A 13,344-nucleotide genomic window follows, 5' to 3' on the forward strand; every position below is an offset into this window, starting at 1 on the left:
GGAGGGAAAACAATGATGAGAGCAAACAAAGAAGTAAGTTTGCAAATTCAAGGCATGACTTGTGCAGCATGTGCCAACAAAATTGAAAAAGGTCTAAACAAGATAGACGGTGTAATAGATGCCAATGTCAATTTTGCGATAGAAAAAACAAAGGTTGTTTACAATCCTGAGAAAACAAATGTGCAAGATTTTGAAGATAAAATCGAGAAATTAGGTTATCGCGTGGCACATAATAAGCAAACATTTGATATATCTGGGATGACTTGTGCAGCATGTGCGAATAAAATTGAAAAACGATTAGCTAAAATGGATGGAGTTTCTAATGCTACGGTTAACTTTGCCCTGGAGAATGTCATGGTTGAATATAATCAAGACCAAGTGACAACTGGAGATATGATTGAAGCAGTAAAAAAGCTGGGGTATACGCTTAAGGCTCAAGCATCCAAAGAAGAAACGGCCAACAGTAAGGATGAAGAAGTACGAAATCAGACTGGGAAATTCATTTTCTCCGCTATTCTGACGTTTCCTTTGTTATGGACTATGGTCACGCATTTTAAGTTTACTTCTTTTATCTATTCACCAGTTATGTTAATGAATCCATGGGTACAATTGGCATTAGCCACTCCAGTTCAATTTATTGTTGGCGCACAATTCTATCGAGGTGCGTATAAAGCATTACGAAATAAAAGTGCAAATATGGACGTTCTCGTTGCACTCGGTACATCTGTCGCATACTTCTATAGCATTTTTCTCGGTATTGAATGGCAAATGAATGGTCAAGAGGGGATGCCAGTACTCTATTTCGAAGCAGCGTCAGTTATTATTACATTAGTTATCCTTGGGAAGCTTTTTGAAGTGCGTGCCAAAGGACGCACAGGTCAGGCTATTCAGAAATTGCTTGGCATGCAAGCTAAAACAGCACGAGTGATACGTGATGCTGTCGAACAAGAAATAGCAATTGAAGAAGTAATTGTTGGAGATACCATTATTGTTCGTCCAGGTGAAAAAATTCCAGTTGATGGGCAAATTATAAAAGGTGAATCTGCTGTAGATGAATCTATGATTACAGGAGAAAGTATTCCTGTCGATAAAAAAATAGGCGACATTGCCATTGGCTCAACGATTAATAAAAATGGAATGTTAACCATTGAGGCTACCAAAGTTGGAAAAGATACTGCGCTATCCCAAATTGTAAAAGTGGTAGAGGAAGCACAAGGAAGTAAAGCAGATATTCAGCGAGTGGCTGACCATGTATCAGGTATCTTTGTTCCTATTGTTGTAGGGATTGCAATCGTGACATTTCTTGTTTGGTACTTCATCGTCGAACCTGGTGAATTACGATCAGCACTTGTTCCTGCCATTACAGTTCTTGTCATTGCTTGTCCATGGACGCTTGGTTTAGCGACACCAACATCTGTTATGGCTGGTTCTGGACGGGCTGCAGAACTAGGTGTTTTATTTAAAGGTGGAGAATATTTAGAGAACACACGCTTATTAAATACAATTGTTTTAGATAAAACTGGAACAGTAACCAAAGGGGAGCCAGATTTAACAGACGTTCTTCCTCAACAAGGATTCACGGAGGAAGAAGTACTATCCTTAGTGGCATCTGCTGAAAATAGTTCTGAACACCCTCTTGCTGAAGCGATTGTTAAAGGTGCAAAAGCAATGGGTACTATGGTAAAAGAACCAGATTCATTTGAGGCGATACCTGGCTTTGGTATTCGTGCTGTAATAGAAGGTAAAACAGTTTTTGTTGGTACAAGAAAATTGATGCAACAACAAGCTATCGATATCACTTCTATAGAAGAAGTGATGTCAAAACTAGAATTAGATGGTAAAACAGCAATGTTAATTGGTGTTGATCAACAATTAGCAGGAGTGATTGCTGTAGCTGATACTGTGAAAGAAACATCAAAAGCAGCTATTGAAAGAATGCACGCGCTTGGCTTAGAAGTCATTATGCTTACAGGTGATAATGAACGGACAGCACAAGCAATTGGTAAACAGGTCGGTATTGACCGTGTTATTGCAGAAGTGATTCCTGAACAAAAGGCAGATGAAATTAAGAAATTACAAAAAATGAATAAAAAAGTAGGCATGGTAGGTGATGGCGTGAATGATGCGCCTGCTCTAGCTGTTGCGGATATTGGAATGGCGATTGGTACAGGAACAGATGTAGCCATTGAGGCAGCTGATATTACACTTATGCGAGGAGATTTGCACAGTGTGGCAGATAGTGTAGAACTGAGCGACAAAACGATGCGAAATATTAAGCAAAACCTGTTCTTTGCGTTTTTCTATAATTCTGCCTCTATCCCAATTGCTGCTATTGGCTTACTGGCTCCATGGGTTGCCGGAGCTGCAATGGCGTTTAGCTCCGTATCTGTTGTACTAAATGCCTTGCGGTTACAACGTTTAAAGCTAAAGGGAGGGCAGTAAAGCTATGTCAATCAAAAAGTGGGTTTCTCTAGGTAGTGTATATTTAATATTGGTTATCCTAGTATATAGCTTAATTACTGGAAATAACCCTTTTCAAAGCGGAGAATTAGACCATAATCATGAAACTTCAGAAGTTCAAAAGGAGGAAGAAACAATGGAACATAGGCAGCATAATCATCATCATGACCATCAGGTTGAATCAGAGCTTAATACAAATGTTACGTACAATGATGGAAGAGTTTTTATTAAATTGGAAGCTGATAATGGAAACCCACCTAAACTTGCTAAAGAGCATGAAAAAGAGATGCATTTTATCATTGTTTCTAATGACTTAGAGGCGTATTATCATTTACATCCAGATAAGGAACAACAAGGTTCATATGTAGTAAATCAAGAGTTGAGTGACGGCACTTACCAAGCATTCGTTGATATTACTCCAGAAAATAAGGCGTACCAGGTCGTCCCAAACCCAGTGCAGATTGGAACAAACGAAACAGATAAAGCAAGCCTAGAGAGTGAGGATAAATGGACAAAAGAAATTGATGGGAAGACCGTCACCTTAGAGGATGTTAATGCTGCGGTTGAAGAAAAAGTTCCTTTGGTATTTGATACGCATGGGGAAAAGCCAGATCCACATCTAGGTGCCTTAGGGCATGTGGTGATTGTTGACGAGGAGGTTGAACAATATATTCATGTTCATCCAGCTTCAGAAGATACAACCACGTTCAATGCGCATTTTTCTAAACCTGGTAAGTACAAAATTTGGGCGGAATTTAAGTTTGGTGATAATGTAAACGTCTATCCGTTTATTTTAGAAGTAAAGGAATAAAACAAAGTTAAAATAAAGGAGTGGGGTTTTGAGATGAAAAGCTATCAACTTGAAGTTTACACTAGACCTACTTGCTCTGATTGCCAAGATTTGAAAAAATTCTTGCAAAGTCATCATATTCCTCACAAGGAATACGATTTAGCAAAACAACCATCAAAAGAAAAAGATCTAATTAAGATAACCGGAAGCAGAATTGTTCCAGCACTTGTGTTTTCTCATCCGTCCCTCTTAGGATGGATGAGAAAACCAAAAAGCATGATAGGGTTCGAAAGGAATAAAGAAGAGATAAAGAAGTTATTAATATAGCATAGATAACATTATGTACCTGCTTTTTGTGCATAGATATATTTTCACTAATTTTATACCCTACCATGGTAAAGTATTCGTAATTAATGAAAAAATAGTTGGATTTAAAAGGGAGAAATGATATGGAGAGCGATGTTAAAAAACTTAAAATAGCCGTAAATGGAGGAATAGGGTTTGGGGCAAAGCTAAACTCAAAACAACTTACGATGATCTCAAAATATATGAATGAAGATGAGGAACTGGAGTTGACAACCTTCCAACAACTCTATGTAGATATCCCAGAAGATAAAAAAGAAGAAATCATAAAAAATTTTGAAAATGTCGGGTTAGCATGTTACCCAGTTGGAAACTATGTGAAAAGTTTGAGAACCTGCAATTTTTGCAAAGGAGAAGAAGAGGAAGGAATGCCGGTAGCAAAGGAATTAAATAAACGCTTTGCGGGAAAACCTGTACCGTTTACCCTGAAGTTTGCTTATACAGGTTGCCCTATAGGGTGCGGTGAACCAATGTTAAGCGACATAGGCGTTATGAAGTTTAAGGATCATTACAATTTATATGTTGGTGGAAAAGCAAAAGGAAGAGATGCGGAAGTTGGTTATCTACTGAAAGAGAATCTAACTCCAGAAGAATTGTACGATACTGTAGAAAAGATTATTGCTAACTATTCGCAAATGGGTAAAAAACGGGAGACATTCTGTAAATTCTGGAAGAGGGTAGGTAAGGACCAATTGATAAGTTAATATAAATGCTTTTTTCGTTGTGGATTAATAAAAAGGTAAAGGGAATTAATTTACTTTTTCAATGATGGACTATCATTTAATATCGAAACTAATTAAACTGTAATTCTGGAGGTAATTTCATTATGCCTACACATGCACAGGCAATTTCGCAACCTGATTCAAAGCGTTGGAAAGCACTAGCTTTGTTGTGCTTTGCAAATTTCCTTGTGATGATGGATTCTGCGATTATTCAGATTGCCCTGCCATCTATCAAAGAAACGCTTGGTTATAGTCAAGAAAGCTTACAATGGGTAATGAGTGCTTTTCTTATTATATTTGGAGGATTTCTACTATTGGGTGGAAGGTTAGCGGATTTATTCGGAAATCAACGCATATTTAATTTAGGCGTTATTATTCTAGTTGTATCATCCTTGTTTGCAGGTATAGCTTGGAGTGAAATGAGTCTAAACGTATGGCGTGGAGTTCAAGGATTGGGCTCTGCTTTCATTGCACCAGCTGCACTGTCCCTGATTATGCTCCTGTTTTCTTCTAATGGTAAAGAAATGGGTAAAGCACTTGCTTTCTGGGGACTGTCTGGGGCAGCAGGTGGAGCTTTGGGTATCGTTTTAGGTGGCGTTATTACAGAAGTTCTTGGTTGGCGCTGGACATTATTGATCTATGTTCCACTTGGTATTATCGTGCTTACCTTGTCTCCGAAGCTTTTACAAGAGGCAGGGCGTAAAGCAACTGGTCGTGTCGATTATATCGGTGCCATTTTAGTTACTGTTTCTTCTATGTTAATTGTTTATGGAATTGTAACAGCAGAGCAAAGTGGCTGGCAGTCATCCAATACAATATTCTCCTTGGCTGTCGGTGCTATCTTGTTTCTTATTTTCCTTTTGGTACAGTCCAAGAAAAGAGAACCACTTTTACCACTCAATATATTTAAGACGCCTTATTTAGCTATAGGAAATATTTCTGTTTTCTTAATAGCAGCATCATGGTTCCCGATGATATATATACTTGTTTTATACTTGCAACAGGTTTTACAGCTTTCTCCATTTGTTGGAGCAATGGCATTGTTGCCTATGCCTGTATTTATGGCGCTTTTCATGATATTTATAGCCGAAAAAGTGATGGACAAATTCGGAATGAAAAAGACCATGATTACTGGATTTATCTTACTTGGGGCCGGATCTGTTTTATTTTCACAAACAGCTACAGTAGACGGGAACTATTGGACCAATGTGTTGCTCGCTTCGTTAATAGCATCTCTAGGTAATGCACTTGCTTATTTACCTGCGACTACGGCATCTGTATCAGAGGTCGAATCAGAAAGGTCAGGTATTGCATCTCGTTTATACAATACCTTTTACCAAATTGGATCAGCGGTTGGTCTAGCTTTAATAGTAGCTATTGCAGGCGCAACAACTGCTTCTAGTACAGCCGGGTCACAGGTAGTTGCTTTGAATGATGGGTTTCAACAGGCATTTTTCTGGGGCGGTATAATAGCATTTCTGGGTGCTTTACTGGCACTACTGTTTACACACTCACCAAAGCAAGGAAAATAGAATAGTCCAAAGTGATATAAATTTAAAAAGGGTTTAAACAACTATGCGAATCACAAAATAATCATGAATATTAAAAAAAGAATGGTGGCCTTACTTATAGATAATTACTCAGGTATTCATTGATAGGGATAAAGAAAAAGAGAATTTTATTTTTTATAGAAATGGTACAATCATATAAAATTGTAAAAAGGGATGCATATTATGCCAATTAATTCTTTTGAAAACTATCCGATGAGCTGGAAGCCTTCGGTTGATAAAACTGAAAAACCTATATATCAAGCACTTGCAAGGCAATTGGAGAAGGACATACTTAACGGAGTTTTGTTACCAGGAACAAAACTTCCACCACAAAGAGAATTGGCTGATTATCTAGATTTAAATCTGAGTACCATTTCAAAAGCTTTTAAAGTTTGTGAGTTGAAGGGCTTGTTAAGCGCTTCAGTTGGAAGTGGGACGTTTGTATCATATGACGCGTTATCGAATGCCTATTTACTTGAAGATACAAAGCCGCAGCATTTAATTGAAATGGGAGCAACACTTCCAGATAATGCTTCCTACGAGCCATTGTTAATCCAACTGAAAAGTATGCTGCAAGAGACTGATTACGAAAAATGGTTTGGATATGGTCGGACAGGCGAAAGTCTATGGCAAAAGGATGCAGCTATAAAGTTACTCCGAAGAGGTGGATTCGAAACAACTGTTGAACACATTTTATTTGCAAATGGAGCTCAAAATGCAATTGCTGCTACACTAGCAAGTCTTTGTAAGCCTGGTGATCGCATTGGGGTTGACCAGCATACGTACCCCGGCCTAAAAACAGTTGCAGCGATGCTTAATGTACAAATAGTGCCGATAAAGTCAGAGAACTATGAAATGAGTCCAACTTCTTTTGATTATGCATGTAAAAATGAAAATATTAAAGGCATATACTTGATGCCAGATTATCATAATCCCACAGCTTCCTTAATGTCGGTTGAGAATCGGAAAAAGATTGCTAGCATTGCCAAAAAGTATAATCAGTTCATTATTGAGGATGGATCTTACCATCTTCTTAATAAAAACCCACTACCAGCAGTTGCATCATTCGCCCCGGAACAGGTTGTCTATATTGCAGGTTTATCTAAAGCATTAGCACCAGGATTACGACTAGCCTATGTAGCAGTGCCGAGTCAATATAAGGAGCCCATTTCAAAGGCACTTTATAATTTAAACATAACTGTTTCCCCGTTATTAGCGGAATTGACAGCACGTACGATTGTATCCAACCAATTTGAACTCTTAATTGAGGGGCATCGAAAACAGACCATTCAAAGAAACCAAATAGTAGATCGATATTTGAGTGACTATAAGTGCCTAGGTGTTGAAACGGGTATCTTTCGTTGGTTGCTATTACCAGGCAAGATTACTGGTGCAGAATTTGAAACGTTAGCTGAGCAAGAGGGAGTACAAGTATATGCAGCTGAACGTTTTGTAGTTGGAAATAGTTGTCCCGAAAGGGCAGTAAGAATCTCTGTTTGCGCACCTAATACCACACAAGAGCTTGAACAAGGATTGATTATCCTTAAACGTTTATTAAAGGGTCATACCTAATATTGTTTGCCATACAATTATGATATTGTATGGTTTTTTTGTGCGTGTTATGATATTTCAAATCTTGTTGGAAGATTAATAGAATGAGTTTTTGGAAAGGTAGGTAGGAACATGGTACAAAAAGATCGTGTAGAATTGTTAGAAGTACAAACAACTACGCTGAAAAGCTACATTCTTTCTCCAGAAAAACAAAAAGCGTTATATAAGCGTACATTATTCGTGGTAAGTGTTTCACAAATTTTTGGTGGTGCAGGGTTAGCAGCAGGAGTTACGGTGGGGGCACTTCTTGCACAGCAAATGCTTGGTACAGAAGCCTTTGCCGGACTTCCATCAGCTTTATTTACTTTAGGGTCAGCAGGAGCAGCCTTACTCGTTGGGAGACTTTCGCAAGCTTCTGGACGTCGTATAGGTCTGGGAACAGGTTTTATGATAGGTGGACTGGGAGCAATAGGGGTCATCATTGCAGCAATTATAAATAGCGTTTTGCTGTTATTTCTTTCATTACTTGTTTATGGCTCAGGAACTGCAACAAATTTACAAGCTCGTTATGCAGGTACAGATTTAGCAAATAGTAAACAGAGAGCGACTGCTATTAGTCTTACCATGGTATTTACAACATTTGGTGCAGTTGCTGGTCCGAACTTAGTAAATGTAATGGGCGATATTGCTCTTTCTATTGGCGTTCCAGCACTTGCTGGTCCATTCATTTTGGCGGCAGCAGCATATATCTTAGCAGGTATTGTTCTTTTCATTATGCTTCGCCCAGATCCGTTACTAATAGCAAGAACAATAGAAGCATCGAACAAAGAAAAGAATGAGAAAAAACCTTCAGTCAATACTGAGCAATTAGAGAACAAAAGAGGCATAATTGTAGGTGCGACAATTATGGTTCTGACTCAAATTGTAATGGTAGCTATTATGACTATGACACCAGTTCATATGCGGCATCATGGACATAGCGTGGGTGAAGTAGGTATGGTTATTGGTTTTCATATAGGTGCCATGTATCTCCCCTCACTGGTTACTGGTATCCTTGTTGACAAATTGGGCCGTACTGTTATGGCGATTGCTTCTGGAACTACGTTACTTCTGGCGGGTTTAACAGCAGCATTTGCTCCAGCAGATTCCATGGTTTTCCTCGTAATTGCACTTTCTTTACTTGGATTAGGATGGAATTTTGGTTTGATAAGTGGGACTGCACTTATTGTTGATTCAACTACAACTTCTACAAGGGCTAAAACACAAGGTACGTTGGATGTTTTCGTTGCGTTATCAGGAGCTGCTGGTGGAGCCTTGTCTGGAGTGATTATGGCAGGTTCAAGTTATCTAACTTTATCATTTATTGGAGGGATTCTCTCCTTATTATTAATTCCGATTATCATATGGTCTCGTAGAGGTGGTAATTAGAAAGAAAGGTTATATTACTAACACTATATTTTGGGCATATCTTTATGTAGATTCCTTTAATATCAAAATCAAAATGAAAGATACGACCTAATTCATATTTCACAATCGGGGGATACATCTTAGTCATATATAATATGTATCTCCCTTTATTTTTTTATGACTTTTTACGATTTAAGTCTTGATAAGAAAATTTCTATCGGGTCTTTAATGTTAATATCCATTACCCTTCTTAATTCGATGGGTATGACGTTTCTACCTAGCTCGTCTACATTTCTAACAATTCCAGTGCTTTTCAAATGGTTCACCTCTATTCGTTTTTCTAGATAAATAGAAAACTGCCTTATCAAAGGCAGCTTCCAGAAGAAACTATGCAGAAATTATACAAGGGGATTTACTATATTTTACATAAATGATACAAAAGAACAGCTTTAAGTCTAAACCTTGGGCCTTGCCCAAACCCACCGAGGAAACCTTCCCCAGACCCCATTTAATCGAACTCCCTATCCCCTCAACTCGCTCATTTTACAGAAGCGAGTTTCTTGTTCTTATAACGATTCATTTACTTGTACATGGTATCTGCCCCTAGGTACAACCATAGGTGAGAGGGACACAGGGTCATTGATGACAGTGCAATCTAGACCAAAAACTTTTTTCACAAGATCAGTTGTGATGACTTGAGAAGGTTCACCTTCTGCGATGAGCTGCCCTTTTTCTAATGCGAAAATGTAATCTGCGTAACGTGCAGATAAGTTAATGTCATGCAAAACCATGACGATAGTTGTCCCGTATTTACGATTGAGATCGGTTAATAAATCTAAAATTTCTACTTGATAGGCAATGTCCAAAAACGTAGTGGGCTCGTCTAAAAATAAAATATCTGTTTGTTGTGTCAGTGCCATGGCGATCCATACTCGTTGTCTCTGACCACCAGATAGTTCGTCAATATTACGATCGGCCAGTTCTGCGATATTCATAATTTCCATTGCTTCAGCTACCGCTTCATAATCCTTCTTAGACCAACCACTGAACATTTTCTGGTGAGGATAACGCCCTCTACCTACGAGATCAGTTACTGTAATTCCCTCTGGAACAATAGGGGACTGTGGTAAAATACCGAGTACCCGAGCGAGTTGCTTCGGTGGAATTTGATCAATTGATTTCCCATCAAGAATAACCTGACCGGACTGTGGTTTGATTAGCCTCGCCATCGTTTTTAACAAAGTCGATTTTCCACAAGCATTTGCCCCGATAATGACATTTATTTTATTGCTTGGAATCTCCACATCCAACCCATGGAGAATCGTTTTCTGATCATAACCGGCTACGACTTCCTTCGTTTCAAATTGGTGTATTGTTTTCATTATAAACTACCCTTTCGATTCATACGGATAAGTAAGTAAATTAGATATGGTGCCCCGAGTAATCCAGTAATAATACCAACAGGATATCTAGTTGTAAAAGCAAACTGACCAATCAAGTCAGCTGCTAAAACAAGATTCACACCAACGAGACCTGCAGGAATGACATTAGAATACCCGACACCAACTAGTCTTTTGGCAATCGGTCCAGCTAAAAAGGCAACGAAAGCAATCGGTCCGGTCGTTGCGGTGGCAATGGCTAGCATGGCGACCGAAGTTAGTACAAGGAGTATTCTTGTTTGATTCGTATTCAGTCCGAGCGATGTCGCGGATTCTTCACCTAATTCAAGAATCCCAAGCTGTCTACCCAAAATGGCAACAATAGGCGCGCATAGGATGACAGTAATCATTAATGGAATCGTTGAATCTAGCTGAGCACCATTCAAGCTGCCGTTTAACCATCGTAAGGCAGTAGGTATATCTTCTTGCGCCCCTCGCATTAATAGAAAAGAAATGGCTGCACTCAACATAGCTTGGATACCAATACCGACTAGTATTAATCGTCCGATGGAAAAAGATTTTCCTTTAGATAAAATAAAAATAAGGAAAACCGTTAATAATCCGGCAATGACTGATGCAATAGATACGACCGTGTTACTTGTATGGAAAATAAGAATACAAATTAAAGCAGCCACACTTGAACCAGCAGTAATACCCAGAATATCGGGGTTAGCAAGCGGGTTCCTTAGCATCGTTTGAAATGTATTCCCTGCTATGCCGAAAGCAATACCAGCAAAAAAACCAGCTAACATTCTCGGGAAACGGATTGTATTGACGGCAAAGGAAGCACCGCCAGCAGCATTTCCTGTTAGTGCACTCCAAATCTCTTGTGGCGGATAATAGGAGTTACCAAACATGAGCATGGCACAGCATAATGCTAAGGCTGTAGCAAAGAGTATGCTATTAATCAGTAACCAGCGCTGTCTTCTTTTTATTCGTCCCTGTTTAATAACGGTTAATAATGGATGTCTCATAGTGAACGCACCTTCATTCTAATCGCTAAAAATATTAATAAAGGCGCTCCAATAAAGGCTGTAACAACTCCAGCTTCTAACTCCCCTGGGCTACCGATGATACGACCAGCGATATCTGCGATTGTTAAAATGACTGCACCTGATATTGCCGACATGGGAATGGTGAATCTAAGATCAGCACCTAGAATGAGTCGCATCAAATGCATCGCTAATAAACCGACAAAGCCAATTGGACCGGCTAGCGCAGTTGCGGCACCACATAAAATGACCCCTGCAAATGCAGCGATTAAACGAATCATACCGGTTCTGACACCTTGTCCGGTAGCCACTTCGTCACCGAGTGCTAATGCATTCAAAGCAGAAGCAGTCATGATCGCAAGCAAAATCCCTGCAACTAAAAAAGGTAAAAAAGTGAGGATTAAGTTCCAGTTAGCAGATCCTACACTACCTACTTGCCAAAATCTAAATTGATCCATGACATATGTACGAGATAGCATAATGGCACTAACGAGGGAAGAGAGAGCGGCACTTGTTGCTGCCCCAGCTAAGACGAGCTTAAGTGGGGTCGCACCTGAACTCCCCATTGAACCAATTCCATATACAAAAATCGCTGTTAGCATAGCTCCAACAATCGCAAACCAAATATATTCAGCTGCACTGCTAATTTGAAAAAAAGCTATCCCACAGACGACAAAAAGCGCTGCCCCTGTATTTACGCCAAGAATACTAGGGTCAGCAATTGGATTTCTTGTTACAGATTGCATGAGTGCACCGGAAACACCAAGAGCAGCACCGCATAATAAACTAAAAATCGTACGAGGGATGCGTTCTTGCACAACACTTGAACTAAATGATTCTATTTCTGGGTGAAATAGACCGGTAAGTAACTCATTCCATGATACAAACCTTGCGCCAAATGCCAAAGAGGCAACAACACATAAGCATAGTAGAATGATAGATGCGACGAGCACAATTATCAAATGCTTTGGTAGATGCCTTTTTGGGACTTGCTTTTCAATTAAATTATTCATCAACTTTCTCAACCGCATCTGCGATTAATTCTAAGTATTCATCGATTGTATATTCGATAGAAAGCGGGTTAGGGTTCCCGGAAGCTGCAAGTGGTGTGTTGTTACCAATAAAGACAACCGATCCTCTTTCTATAGCTTTAATTTTGCCAAGACGAGCGTCTGCTTTTACTGCATCATATGTGCTTTCATCATTATAACCGATGATAATATCAGCATCATTAAGTACATCAGCATTTTCGGCACTCAAAGATAAAGAGAATGCATTTTCATCTTCGATTAGATTGGTAATACTCTCAGGTGTTTCTAATCCCATTTCCATAAGGAAAGACACACGTGGATCAGCAGGTGTATAGAGGTGGAACTGAGACAAATCGTTTGCTGAGAAGTTAGCCCAAACTACTTTTTTTCCCTTTAATTCAGGATACTCTGCAACTTTTTCCGCAACTAAATCCTCTGTATCTTTAATGAGTTGTTCTCCTTCTTTCTCCATACCCATCCCTTTGGCATTAAGAAGCACTTGTTCACGCCATGTTGTTGTCCAAGGAGTAGTTGGATATGCGACAACTGGTGCAATTTGTGTTAATAAATCGTAATCTTCTTGTGTAATTCCAGAGTAACCAGCAAGTATAACATCTGGATTGGAGTCTGCAATCGCTTCAAAATCAAGACCATCTGTATCTTGATAAATATTAGGATCTTTAATATCAAGTTCTTCAAGTTTCTTCGTAGTCCATGGAAGTAAGCCACTACCATCTTCTACACCATAGTTTGCTGCAGAAAAACCGACAGGCTCAACGCCTAGGGCTAGTACAACATCATGGTTCGCCCATTGAATTGTTGCCACTCTTTCAGGTTTTTCTTCAATCACTGTTTCCCCAAAAGCATGTTCAATCGTAATTGGATATTCTGTTTTGGATGGTTGATCTGTAGTTGTTTCCGCCTCTTTATCTTTTTCATCTTCAGAAGCAGTTGATTCATTATTTGAGCAACCAATTAAGGCAAACATGGCGGTAGATACCAGTAATAGTAGTAATAAGAACGACTTCTTTGCTTTCAT

Annotated in this window: 11 protein-coding genes and 1 pseudogene; 7 read left to right on the top strand and 5 right to left on the bottom strand. The window is 39.1% G+C overall.

Translation table 11 applies throughout. The annotated features are described in order from the left end of the window. The first annotated feature begins 15 nt into the window (after window positions 1-15). The 7 genes from MKX29_RS11530 to MKX29_RS11560 all read left to right on the top strand — a co-directional run bounded on the left by MKX29_RS11530 (window position 16) and on the right by MKX29_RS11560 (window position 8,864). The gene (locus MKX29_RS11530; protein WP_341108254.1) at window positions 16-2,442 is read left to right on the top strand and encodes a heavy metal translocating P-type ATPase; all 2,427 of its coding nucleotides are present in this window, start codon (window positions 16-18) and stop codon (window positions 2,440-2,442) included. Window positions 2,443-2,446: 4 nt separating this feature from the next. Further along, entirely contained in the window at window positions 2,447-3,271 is an 825-nt protein-coding gene (locus MKX29_RS11535; RefSeq protein WP_341105592.1) for a hypothetical protein, read from the top strand. A 33-nt stretch (window positions 3,272-3,304) separates the two neighbouring features. Further along, the gene (locus MKX29_RS11540) at window positions 3,305-3,577 is read left to right on the top strand and encodes a glutaredoxin family protein (RefSeq protein ID WP_224937258.1); all 273 of its coding nucleotides are present in this window, start codon (window positions 3,305-3,307) and stop codon (window positions 3,575-3,577) included. Window positions 3,578-3,699: 122 nt separating this feature from the next. After that, window positions 3,700-4,317 (top strand): nitrite reductase, encoded by a 618-nt coding sequence (locus tag MKX29_RS11545; protein WP_224937305.1) that lies wholly within the window; start codon window positions 3,700-3,702, stop codon window positions 4,315-4,317. Window positions 4,318-4,439: 122 nt separating this feature from the next. Next, window positions 4,440-5,867 (top strand): DHA2 family efflux MFS transporter permease subunit, encoded by a 1,428-nt coding sequence (locus tag MKX29_RS11550; protein ID WP_341105593.1) that lies wholly within the window; start codon window positions 4,440-4,442, stop codon window positions 5,865-5,867. A gap of 201 nt (window positions 5,868-6,068) precedes the next feature. Continuing rightward, the gene (locus tag MKX29_RS11555) at window positions 6,069-7,457 is read left to right on the top strand and encodes an aminotransferase-like domain-containing protein (RefSeq protein ID WP_224937256.1); all 1,389 of its coding nucleotides are present in this window, start codon (window positions 6,069-6,071) and stop codon (window positions 7,455-7,457) included. A gap of 111 nt (window positions 7,458-7,568) precedes the next feature. Further along, window positions 7,569-8,864 carry an MFS transporter gene (locus MKX29_RS11560; protein ID WP_224937255.1) on the top strand — a complete coding sequence of 432 codons (1,296 nt, stop codon included), beginning with the start codon at window positions 7,569-7,571 and terminating at the stop codon, window positions 8,862-8,864. A 185-nt stretch (window positions 8,865-9,049) separates the two neighbouring features. On the opposite strand, the pseudogene MKX29_RS11565 reads toward MKX29_RS11560, so the two are convergent. The 5 genes and pseudogenes from MKX29_RS11565 to MKX29_RS11585 form a co-directional block, all read right to left on the bottom strand. Further along, a pseudogene (locus MKX29_RS11565) lies at window positions 9,050-9,160 on the bottom strand (transition state regulator Abh); the annotation flags it as partial. Window positions 9,161-9,409: 249 nt separating this feature from the next. Beyond that, the gene (locus MKX29_RS11570) at window positions 9,410-10,225 is read right to left on the bottom strand and encodes an ABC transporter ATP-binding protein (protein ID WP_224937254.1); all 816 of its coding nucleotides are present in this window, start codon (window positions 10,223-10,225) and stop codon (window positions 9,410-9,412) included. Further along, window positions 10,225-11,256 (bottom strand): FecCD family ABC transporter permease, encoded by a 1,032-nt coding sequence (locus MKX29_RS11575; RefSeq protein ID WP_251162210.1) that lies wholly within the window; start codon window positions 11,254-11,256, stop codon window positions 10,225-10,227. The genes MKX29_RS11570 and MKX29_RS11575 overlap by 1 nt, the downstream gene beginning before the upstream one ends. Next, window positions 11,253-12,287: a FecCD family ABC transporter permease gene (locus MKX29_RS11580; RefSeq protein WP_307316040.1), complete on the bottom strand. Its 1,035-nt coding sequence runs from the start codon at window positions 12,285-12,287 to the stop codon at window positions 11,253-11,255. Before MKX29_RS11580 ends, MKX29_RS11575 begins: the two co-directional genes overlap by 4 nt. Next, the gene (locus tag MKX29_RS11585; RefSeq protein ID WP_341105596.1) at window positions 12,280-13,344 is read right to left on the bottom strand and encodes an ABC transporter substrate-binding protein; all 1,065 of its coding nucleotides are present in this window, start codon (window positions 13,342-13,344) and stop codon (window positions 12,280-12,282) included. Before MKX29_RS11585 ends, MKX29_RS11580 begins: the two co-directional genes overlap by 8 nt.

Origin of the sequence: Cytobacillus sp. FSL R7-0696 (assembly GCF_038006865.1) — a bacterium.
GTDB classification, from domain to species: domain Bacteria; phylum Bacillota; class Bacilli; order Bacillales; family Cytobacillaceae; genus Cytobacillus; species Cytobacillus kochii.

Bases quoted from the DNA above. Each gene is read 5' to 3' on its own strand.
- MKX29_RS11530 (WP_341108254.1), top strand. From the start codon at position 16: ATGAGAGCAAACAAAGAAGTAAGTTTGCAAATTCAAGGCATGACTTGT.
- MKX29_RS11535 (WP_341105592.1), top strand. From the start codon at position 2,447: ATGTCAATCAAAAAGTGGGTTTCTCTAGGTAGTGTATATTTAATATTG.
- MKX29_RS11540 (WP_224937258.1), top strand. From the start codon at position 3,305: ATGAAAAGCTATCAACTTGAAGTTTACACTAGACCTACTTGCTCTGAT.
- MKX29_RS11545 (WP_224937305.1), top strand. From the start codon at position 3,700: ATGGAGAGCGATGTTAAAAAACTTAAAATAGCCGTAAATGGAGGAATA.
- MKX29_RS11550 (WP_341105593.1), top strand. From the start codon at position 4,440: ATGCCTACACATGCACAGGCAATTTCGCAACCTGATTCAAAGCGTTGG.
- MKX29_RS11555 (WP_224937256.1), top strand. From the start codon at position 6,069: ATGCCAATTAATTCTTTTGAAAACTATCCGATGAGCTGGAAGCCTTCG.
- MKX29_RS11560 (WP_224937255.1), top strand. From the start codon at position 7,569: ATGGTACAAAAAGATCGTGTAGAATTGTTAGAAGTACAAACAACTACG.
- MKX29_RS11570 (WP_224937254.1), bottom strand. From the start codon at position 10,225: ATGAAAACAATACACCAATTTGAAACGAAGGAAGTCGTAGCCGGTTAT.
- MKX29_RS11575 (WP_251162210.1), bottom strand. From the start codon at position 11,256: ATGAGACATCCATTATTAACCGTTATTAAACAGGGACGAATAAAAAGA.
- MKX29_RS11580 (WP_307316040.1), bottom strand. From the start codon at position 12,287: ATGAATAATTTAATTGAAAAGCAAGTCCCAAAAAGGCATCTACCAAAG.
- MKX29_RS11585 (WP_341105596.1), bottom strand. From the start codon at position 13,344: ATGAAAGCAAAGAAGTCGTTCTTATTACTACTATTACTGGTATCTACC.